Here is a 19,661-nt window from a genome sequence, read left to right on the forward strand (position 1 = left end):
TCCGGCCGAAATTCCAGATCGGGCGAGCGCGCGGCGCCGCCCGCCCTTACGCCACGCTGCGGCGCAGGGGCACCATGCGCAGCAGCGTGATGCGGTTGCGCTGCTTGCGCATCACCTGGAAGCGGAAGCCGTGGAACAGGAAGGCCTGCCCAGGCTCGGGAATGATACGCGCCTCGTGAATGACGAGGCCGGCGATGGTGGTCGCCTCCTCATCCGGCAGGTCCCAACCCATGGCGCGGTTGAGGTCGCGGATCGGCACCGATCCCTCGACGCTGACCGAGCCGTCCGGGTTGCGGCGGGCGCCGGTGAAGGCCCTGTCGTGCTCGTCGGAAATGTCGCCGACGATCTCCTCCAGAATGTCTTCCAGCGTCACCAGCCCCATCACCTCGCCATACTCGTCGACGACGAGGGCGAAGTGCTGCTTGCGGCGGCGGAACGCCTTGAGCTGGTCGGCGAGCGAAGTGACGTCGGGCACGAACCAGGGCGGGCGGGCGATGGCCTCGACGTCGAGCTTGTCGGTGTCGTTGCCGAGCGCGCGCAATTCGCGCAGCAGGTCCTTGGCGTGCAGCACGCCGACGATGTTGTCCGGCCGCTCGCGCCACAGCGGCAGGCGCGTATGCGGCGAGGCGAGCACCTCCTGGACGATCTTCTCGGGCGGCTCGTCGGCGTTCAGGCTGGCGATCTTGGTCCGGTGGACCATGATGTCGGAGACTTCCAGTTCGCCGAGATCGAGCAGGCCGCCGAGCATGTCGCGCTCGTCCTTCACCACGCTGCCCTCGCGATGGAGCAGATCGACGGCGCCGCGCAGTTCCTCCGAGGCGGTGAGCACATTCTCGGACTTGCCGAGCGGCACGCCGATCGCCTTCAGCATCGCCCGCACCAGCGCCTCGATGGCGAGGGTGAGCGGGCCGAACAGGCCGACGATGGCGCGGATCGGGCGGGCGACCATCAGTGAGACGCGGTCGGGATGGTTGATCGCGATGGTCTTGGGCAGGACCTCGGAGAAGATGACGACGACGATCGTCATGCCGAGCGTGGCGTAGGCGATGCCCGCCGTGCCGAACCAGGCCAGCAGCAGGCCCGTCGTCAGCGACGAGGCGGCGATGTTGACGAGATTGTTGCCGAGCAGGATGCCGCCGATCAGCCGCTCGCGCCGCTCCATCATGCGGTTGACCAGCGCGGCGCGGCGGTCGCCGCCTTTCTCAAGCGCGTGCATACGCGCCTTGGAGGACGCGGTAAGGGCCGTCTCGCTGCCCGAAAAGACGAAGGACAGCAGAAGACAGACGACAACGGAGCCGAGGGCCAGCCAGTCGTAAAAGGTCATGGCGGTTTCTTAACCGGCCACGCGCTCCGCCTCAAGGAAGGACCGCACCTTGGCCGCGTCGACGTCGCGGGCGATGAAGCTCTGGCCGATGCCGCGCGCGAGGATGAAGGTCAGCGCGCCGCGCGAAACCTTCTTGTCCTGGGCGATGAGGTTCATCAGCCCGTCCGTGTCGGGCAGCTCGCCGGGAATGTCGGCGATGAGCGTCGGCAGGCCGACGGTTCTGAGATGGGTCGCCACGCGTTCGGCGTCGGCGGGCGCGCACAGGCCCTGCGCGGCCGAGAAGCGGAAGGCCTGCGCCATGCCGATGGCCACCGCCTCGCCATGCAGCAGGCGCTGCGAGAAGCCGGCGCCGGCCTCCAGCGCGTGACCGAAGGTGTGGCCGAGATTGAGCAGGGCACGGTCGCCCGTCTCCTTCTCGTCGCGGCTGACGACGGCGGCCTTGGAGGCGCAGCTCGTGGCGATGGCCTCGATCCGCGCCGGTCCGCCGCCGAACACCTCCTGCCATTTGCGCTCCAGCCACCCGAAGAAGGGCGCGTTGTCGATGAGGCCGTATTTGGCGACCTCGGCATAGCCGGAGCGGAACTCGCGCAGCGGCAGCGTGTCGAGCGCGCCGGTGTCGGCCAGAACGAGGATGGGCTGGTGGAAGGCGCCGACGAGGTTCTTGCCGTGGCGCGAATTGATGCCGGTCTTGCCGCCGACGGAGGAATCGACCTGGGCCAGCAGGCTGGTCGGCGCCTGCACGAAGTCCACGCCGCGCCGCAGCGCCGCCGCCGCGAAGCCGGCGAGGTCGCCCACCACGCCGCCGCCGAGCGCCAGAACGAGATCGCGCCGCTCGATGCGGGCGGCCAGCAGCCCGTCGAGCACCTGCTCGAACACGGCGATGCTCTTCGACTTCTCGCCCGGCTCGACGACCACCGCCGTCGGGGTGAGGCCGGCCTCCTTCAGCGACTGCTCGACGGTGCCGAGATGGCGCTCGGCGACGTTGCGGTCGGTGACGATGCCGACCCGCGCGCCCGGCCGCAGCGCGGCGATGCGCGCGCCGGCCTGCGCCAGCAGGCCCGGGCCGATGACGATGTCGTAGGAGCGCTCGCCGAGCCCGACCCGGAGCTGGGTCGGATCGGCGGGCAGGGTGGCGGCAGCCTGGGTCACGTCTCGTCTCCCGATCCCGGCGGGGCGAGATGGCGCGCCAGCGCCTCGATCACCTCGTCGACCATGATTTCCTGCGGTACGTCGTGCGACACGACGGTGACGTCCGCCAGCGCATAGACCGGATAGCGCTGGTCGATCAGCCGGGCCAGCGTCGCCTCCGGGTCGCCGGTCTTCAGCAGCGGACGGTCGTCGCGCCGGCGCACGCGGCGCAGCAGCACGTCGAGCTCGGCCTTCAGCCACACCGCGACGCCATTGCCGGCGATGGCGCTGCGGGTCTCGCCATTCATGAAGGCACCACCGCCGGTGGCGAGCACCATCGGGCCGGTCTCCAGCAGGCGGGCGATCACCTTCTTCTCGCCGTCGCGGAAGGCGGGCTCGCCGTGATGGGCAAAGATCTCCGGGATGGTCATCCCGGCGGCCTGCTCGATCTCGGTGTCGGCATCGGCGAAGGGCAGGGCGAGCCGCCGGGCCAGGCGCTTGCCGACCGAGGACTTGCCCGCTCCCATCATGCCGACGAGCACGATCGAGCGCGCGCCCAGGAGGTCGCGCAGCCGCACCGCCTTCTCGTCCGGTTCGATGTCCGCCGTCATGGCACCATGCTCGTTCACGGGCGCCGACTATCATCCGCGCAAGAGTGACGCAATGCGAGGGCGACGCAATGTGGGCAGGTGCCGCGTCATGGCGCTTTCAGGCAGTCGTGGCATGGCTGGCGACCGGCTTGCTTTCGTCGGACCGGCGAAAGGCCTTAGGATCGGCGAAAGCTGACATTCGAATCGCGCAAGGCCATCTTCCTCATGCCGAGCCTCATCCGTCTCCTCATCGTCCTCGGCGTGCTCGGCGCCATCGGCTACGGCACGCTGTGGGCATTTGCCAATCTCGTGCATCCGCAACCGCGGGAGATGAGCGTCGTCGTGCCTCCCGACCGGTTCGCCAAATGAGCGCGCGGGCATGAGCGGAGTTGGCTCGGCGCGGCTTTTCCTCGACATGATGGCCGCCGAGCGCGGCGCGGGTGCCAACACGCTGGGCGCCTATGGTCGCGATCTCGACGATTACGAGAGCTTCCTCGCCGGGCAGGGCCTCGACGCCGGAGCGGCGCAGACATCGCATATCCGCGCCTATCTCGCCGAGCTGTCGGCGCGCGGCCTCGCCAGCGCCAGCGTGGCGCGCAAGCTCTCGGCGGTGCGCCAGTTCCACCGTTTCCTCTATGCCGAGGGCTATCGCGGCGACGATCCGGCGGCGGTGCTGGAAGGCCCGCGCCGCAGCCGGCCGCTGCCCAAGGTGCTGACGCTCGACGAGGTGAGCCGCCTCATCGAGACCGCCTATGACCGCGCGCGGGAGCCGGTACCGAGCCCGGGGGAGGCGGCGCGCCGGGCACGCGTGGCCTGCTTCATCGAGCTGCTCTACGCGACCGGGCTGCGCGTCTCCGAGCTGGCGGCGCTGCCGGCCTCGGCGGCGAATGCCAAGGGCGACGCCATCATCGTGCGCGGCAAGGGCAACAAGGAGCGGCTGGTACCGCTCGGCGAGGCGGCCAAGGCGGCGATGGCCGACTATCGCACCGCGCTGGCGCGGGCGGCCGGAAAGCCGGCGAAGGCCGGCGAGCGGGCATCGGCGGTGGAGACGACGGCGCGCTGGCTGTTTCCTTCCGGTGCGGCCAGCGGCCACATCACCCGCCAGCAGGTGGCGCTCGACCTCAAGGACCTGGCGCTGGCCGCCGGGCTCGACCCGGCCCGGCTCTCGCCGCATGTGCTGCGCCATGCCTTCGCCAGCCATCTCCTGGCGCATGGGGCGGACCTGCGCATCGTGCAGACGCTGCTCGGGCACAGCGACATTTCGACCACGCAGATCTACACCCACGTCCTCGACGAGCGGTTGAAAAGCCTCGTGCGCGACCTGCATCCGCTGAGTGATCCGGGCGGCGATTAAGCGCATTTGCGTGCTTGCCTTGACGTCGCCACCCTCTCGGGGCAGCTTCTGCGCGTTTTCGCGAGCCGCCCTTCGGGGTCGGCGCCCCTTCCTTGTGAGCCGGTTCACCGATTCCCGATGCGCAGCTACCTCGATTTTGAGAAGCCCGTGGCCGAACTCGAGGCCAAGCTGGAAGAATTGCGCGCCATGGCGGCGCAGGGCGACGCGGTCGCCATAGGCGACGACATCGCCCGCCTCGAAGGCAAGGCGACGGACGCGCTGCTCCAGCTCTATTCCAACCTCTCGCCCTCGCAGAAGACGCAGGTGGCGCGCCATCCGCTGCGCCCGCACTTCTCCGATTACGCCAGCACGCTGTTCGAGGAATTCGACCCGCTCGCCGGCGACCGCAAATTCGGCGACGACCATGCGATTCTCGGCGGTCTGGCGCGGTTTCGCGGCCGCGCGGTCTGCCTGATCGGGCAGGAGAAGGGCTCGAGCACCGAGACCCGCATCAAGCACAATTTCGGCATGGCCCGGCCGGAGGGCTACCGCAAGGCGGTGCGGCTGATGGAGCTGGCCGACCGCTTCGCGCTGCCGGTGATCTCGCTGGTCGACACGGCCGGCGCCTTCCCGGGCCTCGACGCCGAGGAGCGTGGCCAGGCCGAGGCGATCGCCCGCTCGACCGATGCGTGCCTGTCGCTCGGCGTCCCCAATGTCGCCGTCATCATCGGCGAAGGTGGCTCGGGTGGCGCGATCGCCATCGCCACGGCGAACCGGGTGCTCATGCTCGAACATTCGATCTACAGCGTGATCTCGCCCGAGGGCGCGGCCTCGATTCTTTGGCGCGACACCGCCAAGGCGCAGGAAGCGGCGATGAACATGAAGATCACGGCGCAGGACCTGCTGCGTTTCCACGTGATCGATTCGATCATCGCCGAACCGCCCGGCGGCGCGCATCGCGATCCGCAGGCGGCGATGGAGGCGACGGGCGACGCCATCGAGGCGGCACTCGGCGAACTGGAGGGACTGGATCCCGCCGCGCTGCGCAAGGCGCGCCGGGAGAAGTTCCTCGCCATCGGCCGGAATCTCTGATCCGGCCTTGGTGACGTGCCGACTCCCGCGCCGGGATGGCGGGGATGAGTAGTATCCGGGACGGGATTGCGGCCACGCCCGGCGGGGTATAACGCTTTTGAATCGGGCACGCGCCGCGTGGGCGCCGTTGGGGAGTCTCGGGTGAGGGTTCCAGGGATGTCGAGCCTTTTGCGCGGTATGCGCAGTCGGGCTCCCGGCGCCGGTTGGCGCCCGACTCTGCTCGCCGGCTGCGCCGCGCTTGCCCTTGCCGGCTGCAACGGCAATGACGGCCCCTCGCCGATGTCGAAGGCGAGCAAGTCGCTCTCGCCGCAGACCGTCGCCCTGATCCAGGAGAAGGGCATGACGAAGGCGAGCCCCCTCGTCGTGCGCATCTTCAAGGAAGAGTCGGAGCTCGAGGTCTGGAAAGAGACCACGAGCGGCAGCTATGCGCTGCTGAAGACCTACCCGATTTGCCGCTGGTCCGGCGAATTGGGACCGAAGGTGAAGGAAGGCGACCGGCAGGCGCCGGAGGGTTTCTACGTCATCACCCCCGGCCAGATGAATCCGAATTCCAGCTACTATCTGTCGTTCGATCTGGGCTTTCCCAATGCCTATGACCGGGCCTGGGGGCGTTCGGGCAGCAATCTGATGGTGCATGGCGACTGCTCCTCGCGCGGCTGCTACGCGATGACCGACGAGCAGGTGCAGGAGATTTTCGCGCTCGGCCGCGAGAGCTTCTATGGCGGCCAGCGCTCCTTCCAGGTGCAGGCCTATCCGTTCCGCATGACCTCCGACAATCTGGTGCGGCACCGCAACAACCCGAACCTCGCCTTCTGGAAGATGCTGAAGGAAGGCAGCGACGTGTTCGAGCTGACCAAGGCGCCGCCGAAGGTCGATTATTGCGGCAAGCGCTACGTGTTCAACGCCACGCCGGTGGATCCGAGCCAGCGCTTCCAGGCCTCCGCGCCCTGCCCGGAATACACCATGCCGGAAGGGCTGGAGCAGGCCGTCGCCGCTCGCCAGAAGGAAGCCAATACCCGCATCGCCAGCGCCGGCATGCTGCAGCCGGCCGCGCCGATCAAGACCGGCAAGGACGGCGGCATGCACAAGGTGTTCCTCGCCAAGCTGGAAAACCCCGAGCTTTCGGCGCCGGGCTCCCTGCCGCCGGTGGTGAAGCCGCCGGGGAGCGATTATGGCGTTTCGACCACCGAGCCGGCGCCGGCCGAGAGCATCGAGCTTGCCAATGCCGACTCGGTGATGGCGGCCGCCAATGTGCCGCTGCCGGCGCCGCGTCCGGCCGATGCGCCCGGCGGCGCGCGCACCGCCGTGGCGACTGCACCGTCGTCCGGCGGCCTGTTCGGGTTTTTCGGCGGCTCGTCGAGCGCCAAGACGGAGAGTGCACCCGCACCCGCCGCTTCCGCCAGCCCCGCGGCCGTGGGCACGCCACCGGCGGCGTCCTCCCAGCCTGCCGCGGCTACGAAGGTGGCCTCGCTGGATTCCGGCGGTGGTTTCTTCGAGGGGTTGAAGAACCTCTTTGGCGGCAGCTCGCAGCCTGCGCCCGCCGCGTCTGAAGCCGCCGCTGCGGACGTGCCGGTGCCGCCCGTCCGTCCGCCGGCGCCGCGGCAGGCGGCTGCACCGACGGCCGCCGCCGTGCGCCCTGCGGCGCAGCCGGCCGTCACGCCGCCGGCTTCACGCCCCGTGGTGGCTTCCCCGGCCGATCCGGTCATGCCGCGCCCGACCCACCCCGGCTACGGTAACACCACCAGCACGGTCGCCGCGCCTCCCGTTCAGACCCAGCCGGCGGCGCCGGCGCTGCGTCCGTCGGTCGCCGCGACCGATGGCGAGCCGCTCTTCGGTACGCAGGCCCTGCCCGGCGCGTCGATCCTGACGCCCGGCAGCTTCTCGACGAGCGTGCAGTAGGCGCGGCAATCCGCGCTCCCGGACGACGCGCCGAGGCAATGGGTGCTTTCAGGCGATGAAGGTCGCATGGGCGCTGGCGACCCGCCAGCCCGAGGGCTCGCGGCGCCAGAGGCGTGTGAAGCGCAGGGCCGCGACGAACGGCACCCCGCCGCGCAGGCCCGCCGCATCGGCGCGCAGCACCACGAGCACAAGGCCCGGCCCAAGCGGGCGCAGGCGATATTCCGAGAAGTGCAGCGAAGCGAGCTTGAGCGCGCCGGCCCGGTGTAGGTCGAGATCATCCGCCTTGGAGAGAAGGCGGCCGGCCTGATCGACAAAGCTCAGATCGTCGGCGAGCAGTGCGTCGAGGCGTTCGACGTCGCCCGAGAGGGCGGCGTCGCGCAGGTTCCGCTCGGCGGCTTCGACATCGCGGATGTCGTCAGCCGCTGGCGCGCTCAAATGAACTTGCCGTGGCAGTGCTTGTATTTGAGACCCGAGCCGCAGGGGCAGGGCTCGTTGCGCCCGACCCGGCCCCAGGTGGCGGGATCATCGGGATCGCGACGCGGCGCGGCAGCATCGTCCGCCGGCGCCAGCGTCGCCTCGACGGCGATCTCGGCATCGGCCAGCGCGAACTCGTCCTCGCCGGTGGCGGGGTCGACGTGGTGGGCGCTGATGGTTGGCGCGGGCATCGGCTCCGGCGGCGGCGCGGTCATCACCTCGACGCGCATGAGCTGCGCCGTCACCGCCTCGCGCAGGCTGGCGAGCATCGCCTCGAAGAGCTGGAACGCCTCGGACTTGTACTCGTTCAGCGGGTCGCGCTGGGCGTAGCCGCGCAGGCCGATGACCTGGCGCAGATGGTCGAGCGTCACCAGATGCTCGCGCCAGAGATGGTCGAGCGTCTGCAGCAGGATCGACTTCTCGACATAGCGCATGATCTCGGGGCCGTATTTGGCGACCTTGGACGCCATGGCCTCGTCGGCGCGCCGCTGGACGCGCTCGCGCATCTCCTCGTCGGCGATGCCTTCCTCGGCCGCCCATTCCTTGACCGGCAGATCGAGGCTGAGCGCCTGCTGCAGCGCCTCGGCGAGGCCGTCGGTGTTCCACTGCTCGGGATAGGCGTTCGGCGGCACGAACTTGGTGACGATGTCGTCGATGACGCCGTGGCGCATCTCGACCACGGTCTCGGCGACGTCCTCGTCCTGCATCAGCTCGACGCGCTGTTCGAACACCACCTTGCGCTGGTCGTTCATCACGTCGTCGTATTTCAGCAGGTTCTTGCGGATGTCGTAATTGCGCGCCTCGACCTTCTGCTGCGCCTTCTCCAGCGCGCGGTTGATCCAGGGATGGACGATCGCCTCGCCCTCCTTGAGGCCGAGCTTCTGCAGCATGCCGTCGAGCCGGTCCGACCCGAAGATGCGCATCAGGTCGTCTTCCAGCGACAGGAAGAAATGCGAGTGGCCGGGGTCGCCCTGGCGGCCGGAGCGACCACGCAGCTGGTTGTCGATGCGCCGGCTCTCGTGGCGCTCGGTGCCGATGACATAGAGGCCGCCGGCCGCCAGCGCCTTCTGCTTGAGCGTCTCGATCTCCTGGCGGATGCGGGCCTCGGCGGCGGCGCGCTGCTCGCCCTCGGGCATGTTGGACAGCTCGTGGGAAATGCGCATGTCGGCATTGCCGCCGAGCTGGATGTCGGTGCCTCGGCCGGCCATGTTGGTGGCGATGGTGATGGCACCGGGCACGCCGGCCTGGCTGACGATGTAGGATTCCTGCTCGTGGTGGCGTGCGTTGAGCACCGCGAAGACCTTGTCGTCCGCCTTGCCCTGATCGCCGTCATAGAGCGGGCGGAAGGCGTCCGGATCCGAGAAGTCCTTCTGCTTGAAGCCGCGCTTCTTGAGCAGTTCGGCCAGCAGCTCCGACTTCTCGATCGAGGTGGTGCCGACCAGCACTGGCTGGCCGCGCGTCTTGCAGTCGGCGATGAGGTCGATGATGGCGTCGTACTTCTCGCCGGCCGTGCGGTAGACCTCGTCATCGTCGTCGATGCGCCGCACCGGCAGGTTGGTCGGGATCTCGATCACTTCGAGATTGTAGATGTCCTGGAACTCCGCCGCCTCGGTGTTCGCCGTGCCGGTCATGCCGGCCAGCTTCTCGTACATGCGGAAATAGTTCTGGAAGGTGATGGAGGCCAGCGTCTGGTTTTCAGGCTGGACCTGCACGCGCTCCTTGGCCTCGAGCGCCTGGTGGAGGCCTTCCGAGTAGCGGCGGCCGGGCATCATGCGGCCGGTGAACTCGTCGATGATGACGACCTCGCCGTTGCGGACGATGTAGTCCTTGTCACGCTGGAACAGCGTGTGGGCGCGCAGCGCCTGATTGACGTGGTGGACGACCGAGACGTTCTCGATGTCGTAGAGGCTGTCGCCCTTGAGCAGGCCGGCGTCGCGCAGCAGGTTCTCGATCTTCTCCATGCCGGCTTCGGTCATGGCGACGGAACGCTGCTTCTCGTCGACCTCGTAGTCTTCCTTCGCCATCCTCGGAATGTAGGTGTCGATGGTGTTGTAGAAGTCGGAGCGGTCGTCGAGCGGGCCGGAGATGATGAGCGGCGTGCGTGCCTCGTCGACCAGGATCGAGTCGACCTCGTCGACCACGGCATAGAAATGCGGGCGCTGCACCATCTGGTTCAGCTCGTATTTCATATTGTCGCGCAGATAGTCGAAGCCGAGCTCGTTATTGGTGGCGTAGGTGACGTCGCAGGCATAGGCCGCGCGGCGCTCATTGTCGTCCATGCCGTGATGGATGATGCCGACGGTGAGGCCGAGGAAGCGGTAGACGCGCCCCATCCATTCGGCGTCGCGCTTGGCGAGGTAGTCGTTCACGGTGACGACGTGCACGCCCTTGCCGGTCAGCGCGTTGAGGTAGACCGGCGAGGTGGCGACCAGCGTTTTGCCTTCGCCGGTGCGCATCTCGGCGATGCCGCGCTCATGCAGCACCATGCCGCCGATGAGCTGCACGTCGAAGTGCCGCTGGCCGAGGGCGCGCCGCGCCGCCTCGCGCACCGTGGCGAAGGCCGGAACGAGAAGGTCGTCGAGAGTGGCGCCGGCGGCGAGCTGCTCGCGGAAAGCGACCGTGCGGGCGCGCAGCTCCTCGTCGGAGAGAGCCTTGACTTCCGGTTCGAGCGCATTGATGGCCACGACCTTGGGCTGATAGCCGCGCACGCGGCGGTCATTGGCCGATCCGAAGAGCTTTCGCGCGAGAGCGCCGAACATGAGACTTCCAATCCGTGTCCGCCAGGATCCGGTGTCAAACGGGCGGTGACGGGCCGCCGCGTCCTCGTGTGCAAGTTGCCGCCGCGAGCGCGCGAGCCAAGCCTCATCGAGACGCCATTTGCGGCCGAAATGGGTCTTCTGGGCCCGGCCGCCGCGAACGGCATGAGGGTTCTTGCGTCACATAAGCGCGAGCGCCGGGGAGGGCTCGCACCGCGTGCCACACTTATGAACGGGTTTGGGGGTTGTCAATCGCGGGCCGGACGACAGTTTTGCCTTACACGCAAGGTGCCACGCCGGTTGTCGATGCCCGGCGCCCGCCTCCGCGATTATTCGGGCGTTGGTAATCTTACACGCTTGCAACCTGAACCCGACTAGGCCAGCTTTCGCGGCCAACGCGGACAACCGCAATTTGAGGAACGTTCCATGACCCGTCTTCGCCCGCACGCCGCGACCAAGGCGTATCTTCGCCCCGCCGCCGGCATCGTGCGCGCCGGCCTTCTCGCTGCCTTGCTCGGCACCGCTCTTCTTCCCGCGCTGCCGGCACTCGCGCAGGACGCTCCGGCCGCCGCCACCGCGCAGGGCGATGACCCGGTGCTCGCGACCGTCAACGGAACGCCGATCCGCCGCAGCGACGTGGCCGCGGCCGCCATCGAGCTGGCGCCGAACCTGCCGCAGCAGATCCAGGGCCCGGCGCGCGACGAATATGTTCTGGGCTTCCTGATCGACCTCACCGCCATGTCACAGGCCGCCGAAGCCGCCAAGCTCGACGAGACGGCCGAGTTCAAGCGCGAGCTGGCGTTCATCCGCAAGCGCCTGCTGATGCAGGCCGCGCTGGAAAAGGCGACCAAGGCCGCCCTGACCGACGAGGCGATGAAGAAGACCTATGACGAGGCGATGACGCAGCAGAAGCCCGAGGACGAGGTGCGCGCCCGCCACATCCTGTTCCGCGCCGATCCCAACGACAAGGCCGCCTCTGACGCCGCCGAGAAGAAGGCCAAGGATGTCGAGGCCCGGCTCAAGAAGGGTGATGACTTCGCCAAGCTCGCCGGCGAGCTGACCGAGGATCCGTCCGGCAAGCAGGATGGCGGCGATCTCGGCTTCTTCACCAAGGAGCAGATGGTGCCGGAATTCGCCGAGGCCGCCTTCGCGCTGAAGCCGGGCGAGGTGTCGCAGCCGGTGAAGACGCAGTTCGGCTGGCACGTCATCAAGCTCGAGGAGAAGCGTCAGCGGCCGATCCCGACCTTCGATGAGGTCAAGCCGCAGATCGAGCAGTTCCTGGCGCAGAAGGCGCAGGCCGAGACGGTTCAGAAGACCCGCGAGGCCGCCAAGGTCGAAAAGACCGACGCCGCGCCGAAGCCGAGCGATCTCACCACCCAGCCGGCCGCCCCCGCCAAGCCGGCGCCGTGAGGCGGGCCCGGCGTCGCCCGGAGGGGTGACGTACGGCGCGTTCCTGCCGGGTGCGGCGTGCCCCTGAAGCGTCGGCCCGCCAGCGCGCGGAGCTGCGGAGATAGAGAGAAGGAAAGGCCCCGGATCGAACGCCCGGGGCCTTTTTCATGTCAGGTCCCCGGAGCGCGCGAAGGCGCGAAAGGGCTGCGTGCGCGGAGCCGCCGCCGCTCCGAAGCGGCATCACCGGTCGCGGCAGCACCCACCCGGCCGACCGCGCGGTGTGTGATCCTGCGTCGCCTTGCTGGCAACCCGTGCCGTCATATGTGCCGTGGCGTCCGTTCGGCGCGGACACGCCGTGGAGTGGACGGAGAAGTGCCGCGACAACTGAGCGACGCGACAACTAAGAGATGCGGACCGCCAGGAGAGATGGACCGCCAGCCCCGGAGGTTTTGGGGGAGGCCGACGCCTCACCGGCGTGTCGCCGATGCCGGACGGCCGCGCTCAGGGGCGCGTCGCGCCGCGCGCGATCAGCCGTGCGGCGGCCGCGATGGCGGGCGCTGCGATCGCGGGGCGTGTGTGCGTCCCGGTGCGGTGATGTGACGGTGCCGCTGTGCGGTCAGGTGCTTCCGCGCGTCCCGATCTCGTTCGCGCGGCTATCCTGCATCCGCCGACGCCTCGCCGGGGTGTCGCCGATGCCGGACGGCCGCGCTCAGGGGCGCGTCGCGCCGCGCGCGACCAGCCGTGCGGCGGCCGCGATGGCGGGCACGTCGTCGTCGATGCGGCGGGTGAGCAGGCGGGCCCAGATGTAGCCGGAGACGATGTCGAGGGCGGCGTCGAGCTGGACGCCGGGCGCCAGTTCGCCGCGCCGTGCCGCGCGCTCGAACACTGGCGCGAGGTGGTAGCTGCGCTCGGTGAGGAAGGCGCGCAGCGCCTGCAGCGCGGAGGCATCGGATTGCGCCTCGACGATGATGGACGCGAAGGCCAGGCCGGCGGGCGTCTCGCGCCAGAAGCGGAACAGATGACGCATCATGGCGACGAGGTCGCCCTCCAGCGAGCCGGTGTCGGCGTCGGTCTGGTCGGGCTTCTGCCGCGCGTAGATTTCGAGGAGGAGCGCCGGCTTGCCACTCCACCAGCGATAGATGGTCGGCTTGCCGGCACCGGCGCGGCGGGCGACCTGCTCGATGGTGAAGCCGGCATAGCCGACCTCGCCGAGCAGGGTCTCGGCGGCGTCGAGAATGGCGTCGGCGGCGGCCCGGCTGCGACGCGGCCCAGCCGAAACCCGCCGCGCCAACATGTGCGGGGAGGGGGCTGGCCTTTCCGTACCTCGGCCGTTAACCATGTTCATTAACCATGTTGCGGGCTGCGCTGGTCCCTGGGGTGCAAGCAGCAGCTTCTTACCATCATAGCGCGAAAAATACCGGAACGAAACGGAACGTTTCGATGAACGGAACGTTTCGATGAACGGAACGTTCCGTTTCGTTTAATAAGCCGTTGTGATCAATGACTTTACATGGCTTCCGACTCGGGCGTTACGGCCCTCGCGTCACAAGCCAGCGCTCCGGCGCCGGCCGACGACGTTCCCGGATCAAGCGCGCGGTCGTTCCCGAATCCGCCGAATCACCTGCGCGATCGCTCGATCCCCAGCGGCCGGCGACGACACCGCCGGCCCCCCTCGCGCCGTCCGCCTTGGTCGCTCGCCTGCACCCTTGGTTCGGTCGCTCCTTTCGGCCGTTCACCTCATTTTTCGCGACGCTCGATTTTTCACGACGCTCGACTTTGCCTCCCCCGGTGTCGATGCCCAGCACCGCCAACGGCGGACGGCGGATGTCGAGCGCCGCGCCTGGGACCGAGGCCTGTTGTCGATGGCCGGCCTCGGGCTCCGGATGCCGGGACAAGGAGCCGAGGTTGGCCACGCAGCTGGATGCGCGACGCGGAACCGACGCGCCCGCGCACGGCTACGGACGCTCGCGTCCAACGCTCAGGCTACGGGTCCCGCCGGGGCCTATCCCCGAGGTACTGGCGCCCGCCAACGAAAGAGGCGAGCGAGGGCGTCGAAGACGGACGCCCGGTGGCAAAGAAGCGTCGCGGCCGGCGACCATGCGCAAATTACTGAGCCGGCTACAAAATGGCCCGCGCCAACGCTGTCCAAGGAAATTAGGGTTTTGCGCCGGGATATCACAACGCTGGGCACTGCCGACAGCCGACGATACTGAGCCGGATACAGTTCACGCGCACGCGTCACGCTCTTCGTCGCCGACAGAGTTCTGCGACGCGAATCACCTGCCCGTATTATAGCAGCGTCTTGCGGATGTTGCGCATCTCGGGCACACCCGTCGGGCCCTTTCCCGCCCTAGAGTCCCCGCCATGGCCCACGCTTCTCCCGTCTCGCCGCTCGCCCCCACGACCACGCCTGATGTCGGCCCCGTCGCCGGCGTGCGCTTCGCCACCGCCGAGGCGGGCATTCGCTATCGGGGCCGCACCGACGTGCTGCTGCTGGCGCTCGACGCCGGCACGAGCGTGGCGGGCGTGTTCACGCGGTCCAAATGCCCGTCCGCGCCGGTCGAATGGTGCAGGGCGATCCTGCCGAAGGGTACGGCGCGTGCGCTGGTGGTGAATTCCGGCAATGCCAATGCCTTCACCGGCGGCAAGGGTCGAGAGGCGACCGCGCTCACGGCGAAGATCGCCGCCAAGGCGCTGGGCTGCCGCGAGGACGAGATCTACCTCGCCTCCACCGGGGTCATCGGCGAGCCGCTGGACGCCACCAAGTTCGCGGGCGTGCTGGACGAGACCGCGACCCGTCTCGCGCCGCTGCCGTGGATCGAGCCGGCCAAGGCGATCATGACCACCGACACCTTTCCCAAGCTGGCAACAGCGAAGGTGAAGATCGACGGCGTGGAGGTGACGATCGCCGGCATCGCCAAGGGCGCCGGCATGATCGCGCCGGATATGGCGACCATGCTGTCTTTCGTCTTCACCGACGCGGCGATCGCGGCGCCGGCGCTGCAGGCGCTGCTCTCCAAGGGCGTCGTCGACAGCTTCAACGCGGTGACCATCGACGGCGACACCTCGACCTCCGACACGCTGCTGCTGTTCGCCACCGGCGCTTCCGGTGCGCCGCGCATCACGGATGCGAAGGATCCGCGCCTCGCGCGCTTCCGCCGGGCGCTTACCGGCGTGCTGGCGGACCTCGCCGAGCAGGTGGCGCGCGACGGCGAGGGCGCGCGCAAGCTGGTGCGCATCCATGTCACCGGCGCGGTGTCGAAGCGTTCCGCCCGGCGTATCGCCATGTCGATCGCCAATTCGCCGCTGGTGAAGACGGCGGTCGCCGGCGAGGACGCCAATTGGGGCCGCGTGGTGATGGCGGTCGGCAAGGCCGGCGAGCCGGCCGAGCGCGACCGGCTCTCCATCTCCTTCGGCCCGATCCGCGTCGCGCATGAGGGCACGCGCGATCCCGCCTATGACGAGGGCGAGGTGTCGGCCTACATGAAGAACGACGTGATCGATCTCACCGTCGATCTCGGCCTCGGGCGCGGCGCCGACCGGGTGATGACCTGCGACCTCACCAAGGAATATGTCGCCATCAATGGCGACTACCGTTCCTGAGCGGGCAGGGGGCGCCGGCATGAAGCTCATTCTCGTCGCCGCCGCCGCGCTCGTCGATGCCGACGGGCGGGTGCTGCTGACCGAACGGCCGGAGGGCAAGGCGCTGGCCGGGCTGTGGGAGTTTCCCGGCGGCAAGGTCGAGCCCGGCGAGCGGCCGGAGGAATGCCTGATCCGCGAGCTTGCCGAGGAGCTGGGCATCACGGTGAAGGAGCCGTGCCTCGCCCCGCTCGCCTTCGCCAGCCACACCTATGAGAGCTTCCAGCTGCTGATGCCGCTGTGGATCTGCCGGCGCTGGGAGGGGAGCGCCCATGGCCGCGAGGGCCAGCGCCTCGCCTGGGTGAAGCCGGGCAGCCTGCGCGACTACCCCATGCCGCCGGCCGACGAGCCGCTGATCCCGGTGCTGCTCGATCTGCTGGGGCCGGGGCGCTAGGCCCCATCCCCCGGCAGCTTGCCCTCGGGCACCTTGAGCGCATCGGCCAGCCGGACCTTCGCCGAGCCGGGGCGCAGCGGCTTCTGCTGGCTCTCATGCGGCGCCCAGCCGGAAACCCAGGCGATCTCGAAGGTGGCGCGCAGGCGCCCGTCGGGATCGGAGAAACGCTCGGCATAGACCTCGAACAGCCGCATCAGCGTCTTGCGCAGCAGCGGCGCGCGGCGCCGGGCCGCGAGCGGGTTCGCCGCGCCCATGCGGCGCAGATCGTGGAGAAGCGACAGCGGGTCGCCATAGCGCACCACGACGCGGTCGACATCGGTGACGGGCAAAGCGAGGCCGGCGCGCTGCAGCAGGCCGCCGAGGTCGCGCAGATCGGCGAAGGGGGCGACGCGCGGCGAGATGCCGCCCAGCGTGTCGCTCTCGGCGATGGCGAAGGCCTCGCGCAGCTCGGCCAGCGTTCCCGAGCCGAAGAAGCCGGCCAGCAGCAGCCCGTCGGGCCGGAGCGCGCGGCGGATCTGCGCCAGCACCCCCGGCAGGTCGTTGACGGTCTGCAGAGCCAGGGCCGAGACCACCAGATCGAGCGAGGCCGGTGCGAAGGGCAGGATCTCGGGGTCGATCACCGCGTCGACATCCGCCCGCTCGGAAGGCCCGAAAGCGTAGAGCCTGCCCACCGCGTCGGAGCCGGCCAGCGCCGCGCGCAGCACGGGCGTCGGCGTGCCGAGATCGGCGGCGGTCTCGAAGCGGCGCTTCACCGCGCCGAGCCGGTCGGCGAGATCCTCGGCCACCCGGTCGAGAAGGAAGGTTTCCGGCCCGAGGGCGCGCGCGCGGCGGCGACGCTGGGCCAGCGTGCGCGGGTCGAAGATGTTCGCGGGTCCGGACATGGAATGCTCCTCGGGCGAGAGCCATAGGACGAGCGCCGTACCGGGTCAAAGGCCGGCATGGGTCGCTGCGAAAAGCGCGGCGGGTGCGCGGGGCGCATGCTAGGCTTTCCCGTCATGGAGAGGTCTTTCGAACCCGCCCGTCTCGAACCTGCCCGCGAAAGCGGACCGCCGGGCGCTGCCTTCGCCCTGCGCGCCCGCGGCGTCGGGGTGCGCCTGGCGCGCAGCCTCGTCGATTTCGCGCTGCCGCCGGTCTGCATGGCCTGCCGCGCGGCGGTGGACGAGCCGGGCTGCCTGTGCGCGGGCTGCTGGAGCCGCATCGGCTTCATCGAGCGCCCGTTCTGCGACCGGCTCGGCACGCCGCTGCCCTATGAGGCCGGGGAAGAGGCGGGGCCGCCGCTCTCCGGCGCCGCCCTGGCGGATCCGCCGGCCTATGGCCGCGCCCGGGCGGTGGCGGCGTTCGGCGATGTGGCGCGCGACCTGATCCACGCGCTGAAATATGCCGACCGGCTCGACGTCGCCCGCCCGATGGCGCGGATGATGGTGCGGGCCGGGGCGGACATCCTCGCCGATGCCGAGGCGCTGGTGCCCGTGCCGCTGCACGGGCTGAGGTTGTGGCGGCGGCGCTTCAACCAGTCGGCGGCGCTTGCCGGCTTCATCGGCGCGCAGGCGGCCGTGCCGGTGCGCACCGGCTGGCTGGTGCGGCGGCGGGCGACGGTGCCGCAGGTCGGGCTCGACCGGGCGGCGCGGGCGCGCAACGTCGCCGGCGCCTTCGCCGTGCCGGAAGCCGCGCGGGCGGAGCTGCGGGGGCGGCGTCTGGTGCTGGTCGACGACGTGCTGACCACGGGGGCGACCCTCGACACCTGCGTGAAGGCGCTCATCCGCGCCGGGGCGGAACGGGTGGACGTGCTGGTGTTCGCGCGGGTTGTTGACGGGCAGGCCGCGCCCATATCATAGGTCGCCCGGCGCCGGGGTCCGGCGGTGGTCGGTTCGGAGAGATCGGAACGATGTCGCAGATCGAGATTTACACCACCTATACCTGCCCCTATTGCCTCGCCGCCAAGGATCTACTGAAGCGCAAGGGCGTCGCCTTCTCCGAGATCAACGTGACGGGCGACCCGGTGGCGCGCTCCACAATGTCCAGCCGGGCCAATGGGCGCACCAGCGTGCCGCAGATCTTCATCGACGGGCGCCATGTCGGCGGCTGCGATGATCTTTACGCGCTCGAGGAAGCCGGCGAGCTCGACTCGCTGCTGGCGAGCTGAACGAGACCGAAAGCATGACCGCCGTTCCCGATTCCTCCTCCGCCGGCATGTCGCCGCAAACGCCTCCGCTCGGCGCGCCGTTTCGCGCCGCGCTGGTGCAGATGCGCACGGCCAAGAGCGTCGAGGCGAATATCGCGGCCGCGTCCGCGCTGATCCGTGAGGCGGCGGCGCAGGGAGCGAGCTACATCCAGACGCCGGAGATGACCGGCACGATGGAGGAGAACCGGCAGGCGCTGTTCGCCGTGCTGCACGCGGAGGAGGACGACCCGGCGCTGGCGGCATTTCGCGCGCTGGCCGCCGAGCTGCAGGTGCATCTGCACATCGGCTCGCTGGCGGTGCGGGCGAGCGAGCACCGCGCCGCCAACCGCTCCTATCTCATCGCCCCGGATGGCTCCGTCGCCGCCCGTTACGACAAGATCCACATGTTCGACGTCGACCTGCCGAATGGCGACGTCTACCGCGAATCCGCCGCCTACCGGCCCGGCGAACTCGCGGTCGCGGCCGACCTGCCGCAGATTCGGCTCGGCTTCGCCATCTGCTACGACCTGCGCTTTCCCGCGCTGTTCCGCGCGCTCGCCGAGGCGGGGGCGGGGATGATCGCGGTGCCGGCGGCCTTCACCCAGTCGACCGGCGAGGCGCACTGGCACATCCTGCTGCGGGCCCGGGCGATCGAGACCGGCGCCTATGTGCTGGCGGCGGCGCAGGGCGGCACGCATGAGAACGGCCGCAAGACCTTCGGCCACAGCGTGATCATCGACCCGTGGGGCACGGTCCTCGCCGAGGCCGGCACCGAGCCCGGCGTGATCGTCTCCGAGATCGACCCCGCCAAGGTCGCGGCGGTGCGCGCGCGCATTCCCTCGCTGTCGAATGGCCGCCGCTTCGAGGTGGTGGCCCCGTCCGATCACGGCGGGCTGCACCTCGTGCCCGGTGGCGCGACATGATCCTCTACCGCCTGTGCTGCGCGAAGGACCACGAATTCGAGAGCTGGTTCCGCGATTCCGCCGCCTATGACGCGCAGCGCGGGCGCGGCCTGGTCACCTGCCCGGTCTGCGGTTCGCCCGAGGTCGGCAAGGCGATCATGGCACCCGCGCTGGGGCGCGGGGCGCGCAAATTCGCGTCGGAAGCTGCGTCCCCGCCCGCGGAGGAGCCCGTCCCGTCCGAGGTCGCGGTGCCCGCCGCACCGATGCCGGCGGCGCCGTCCGTGGCGCTGATGTCGGAGAAGGAGCAGCAGCTTCGCGCCATGCTGCGGGCGGTGCGCGCGCATGTCGTCGCCAATTCCGACTATGTCGGCGACGAGTTCGCCGCCCGCGCCCGCCGCATGCATGAGGGCGAGGAAGAACAGCGCGCCATCTATGGCGAGGCGAGCCCCGACGAGGTGCGCGCGCTGATCGAGGACGAGATCGAGGTGCTGCCGCTGCCCGTACTGCCGGACGAGCGGAACTGAGCGGCGGGAGATAGTCCGCCTGCTTCCCTCTCCCCGTCGGGGAGAGGTGGCCCGCG

Annotated in this window: 18 protein-coding genes; 11 read left to right on the forward strand and 7 right to left on the reverse strand. The window is 69.7% G+C overall.

The features are described 5' to 3' along the window. Positions 1-46: 46 nt before the first annotated feature. The 3 genes from AC1PZ7_RS08370 to AC1PZ7_RS08380 are packed head-to-tail and all read right to left on the reverse strand — an operon-like array spanning position 47 to position 3,063. A complete protein-coding gene (locus AC1PZ7_RS08370) occupies positions 47-1,324 on the reverse strand; it encodes an HlyC/CorC family transporter (protein WP_482359014.1) in 1,278 nt (425 codons plus the stop codon). Between the two features lie 9 nt (positions 1,325-1,333). Beyond that, positions 1,334-2,473, reverse strand: coding sequence for a 3-dehydroquinate synthase (gene aroB / locus AC1PZ7_RS08375; protein ID WP_482359015.1), 1,140 nt, complete (start codon positions 2,471-2,473; stop codon positions 1,334-1,336). Then, a complete protein-coding gene (locus AC1PZ7_RS08380) occupies positions 2,470-3,063 on the reverse strand; it encodes a shikimate kinase (protein ID WP_482359016.1) in 594 nt (197 codons plus the stop codon). The genes aroB and AC1PZ7_RS08380 overlap by 4 nt, the downstream gene beginning before the upstream one ends. A gap of 204 nt (positions 3,064-3,267) precedes the next feature. Between AC1PZ7_RS08380 and AC1PZ7_RS08385 the strand changes: the two genes are divergently transcribed. The 4 genes from AC1PZ7_RS08385 to AC1PZ7_RS08400 all read left to right on the forward strand — a co-directional run bounded on the left by AC1PZ7_RS08385 (position 3,268) and on the right by AC1PZ7_RS08400 (position 7,366). Further along, positions 3,268-3,411, forward strand: coding sequence for a hypothetical protein (locus AC1PZ7_RS08385; RefSeq protein WP_482359017.1), 144 nt, complete (start codon positions 3,268-3,270; stop codon positions 3,409-3,411). 10 nt (positions 3,412-3,421) lie between these two features. Beyond that, a complete protein-coding gene (locus AC1PZ7_RS08390) occupies positions 3,422-4,396 on the forward strand; it encodes a site-specific tyrosine recombinase XerD (RefSeq protein ID WP_482359018.1) in 975 nt (324 codons plus the stop codon). A 117-nt stretch (positions 4,397-4,513) separates the two neighbouring features. After that, on the forward strand, positions 4,514-5,467 hold the full coding sequence (locus tag AC1PZ7_RS08395; protein WP_482359019.1) for an acetyl-CoA carboxylase carboxyltransferase subunit alpha: 954 nt from the start codon (positions 4,514-4,516) through the stop codon (positions 5,465-5,467). A 177-nt stretch (positions 5,468-5,644) separates the two neighbouring features. Further along, complete coding sequence (locus AC1PZ7_RS08400) at positions 5,645-7,366, forward strand: L,D-transpeptidase family protein (protein ID WP_482359020.1); 1,722 nt, start codon at positions 5,645-5,647, stop codon at positions 7,364-7,366. Between the two features lie 48 nt (positions 7,367-7,414). Here AC1PZ7_RS08400 and AC1PZ7_RS08405 read toward each other — a convergent pair whose 3' ends face one another. Together AC1PZ7_RS08405 and secA are read right to left on the reverse strand one after the other, a co-directional pair. After that, complete coding sequence (locus tag AC1PZ7_RS08405) at positions 7,415-7,801, reverse strand: DUF4440 domain-containing protein (protein WP_482359021.1); 387 nt, start codon at positions 7,799-7,801, stop codon at positions 7,415-7,417. Beyond that, positions 7,798-10,599: a preprotein translocase subunit SecA gene (gene secA / locus AC1PZ7_RS08410; RefSeq protein ID WP_482359022.1), complete on the reverse strand. Its 2,802-nt coding sequence runs from the start codon at positions 10,597-10,599 to the stop codon at positions 7,798-7,800. The genes AC1PZ7_RS08405 and secA overlap by 4 nt, the downstream gene beginning before the upstream one ends. 423 nt (positions 10,600-11,022) lie before the next feature. On the opposite strand from secA, the gene AC1PZ7_RS08415 reads away from it, so the two are divergent. Continuing rightward, entirely contained in the window at positions 11,023-12,006 is a 984-nt protein-coding gene (locus AC1PZ7_RS08415; protein WP_482359023.1) for a peptidylprolyl isomerase, read from the forward strand. A 688-nt stretch (positions 12,007-12,694) separates the two neighbouring features. Here AC1PZ7_RS08415 and AC1PZ7_RS08420 read toward each other — a convergent pair. Next, complete coding sequence (locus tag AC1PZ7_RS08420; protein ID WP_482359024.1) at positions 12,695-13,324, reverse strand: TetR/AcrR family transcriptional regulator; 630 nt, start codon at positions 13,322-13,324, stop codon at positions 12,695-12,697. A 1,025-nt stretch (positions 13,325-14,349) separates the two neighbouring features. Here AC1PZ7_RS08420 and argJ point away from each other — a divergent pair. Together argJ and mutT are read left to right on the forward strand one after the other, a co-directional pair. Next, a complete protein-coding gene (gene argJ, locus AC1PZ7_RS08425) occupies positions 14,350-15,588 on the forward strand; it encodes a bifunctional glutamate N-acetyltransferase/amino-acid acetyltransferase ArgJ (RefSeq protein ID WP_482359025.1) in 1,239 nt (412 codons plus the stop codon). A 19-nt stretch (positions 15,589-15,607) separates the two neighbouring features. Beyond that, positions 15,608-16,018: an 8-oxo-dGTP diphosphatase MutT gene (gene mutT / locus AC1PZ7_RS08430; protein ID WP_482359026.1), complete on the forward strand. Its 411-nt coding sequence runs from the start codon at positions 15,608-15,610 to the stop codon at positions 16,016-16,018. Here the strand turns inward: mutT and AC1PZ7_RS08435 are convergent. Next, a complete protein-coding gene (locus tag AC1PZ7_RS08435) occupies positions 16,015-16,899 on the reverse strand; it encodes a methyltransferase domain-containing protein (RefSeq protein ID WP_482359027.1) in 885 nt (294 codons plus the stop codon). The two genes, mutT and AC1PZ7_RS08435, sit on opposite strands and share 4 nt — an antisense overlap. Before the next feature lie 96 nt (positions 16,900-16,995). On the opposite strand from AC1PZ7_RS08435, the gene AC1PZ7_RS08440 reads away from it, so the two are divergent. From AC1PZ7_RS08440 to AC1PZ7_RS08455, 4 genes are read left to right on the forward strand one after another with little or no spacing between them, the layout of a single operon-like run. Next, positions 16,996-17,853 carry a ComF family protein gene (locus AC1PZ7_RS08440; protein ID WP_482359028.1) on the forward strand — a complete coding sequence of 286 codons (858 nt, stop codon included), beginning with the start codon at positions 16,996-16,998 and terminating at the stop codon, positions 17,851-17,853. A gap of 50 nt (positions 17,854-17,903) precedes the next feature. After that, entirely contained in the window at positions 17,904-18,161 is a 258-nt protein-coding gene (gene grxC, locus AC1PZ7_RS08445) for a glutaredoxin 3 (protein ID WP_482359029.1), read from the forward strand. A gap of 47 nt (positions 18,162-18,208) precedes the next feature. After that, entirely contained in the window at positions 18,209-19,102 is an 894-nt protein-coding gene (locus tag AC1PZ7_RS08450; protein WP_482359601.1) for a carbon-nitrogen hydrolase family protein, read from the forward strand. Beyond that, a complete protein-coding gene (locus tag AC1PZ7_RS08455; RefSeq protein WP_482359030.1) occupies positions 19,099-19,605 on the forward strand; it encodes a DUF1178 family protein in 507 nt (168 codons plus the stop codon). Before AC1PZ7_RS08450 ends, AC1PZ7_RS08455 begins: the two co-directional genes overlap by 4 nt. Positions 19,606-19,661 lie beyond the last annotated feature (56 nt).

The sequence above is a fragment of the Ancylobacter sp. TW_SC_1 genome, from assembly GCF_056836805.1.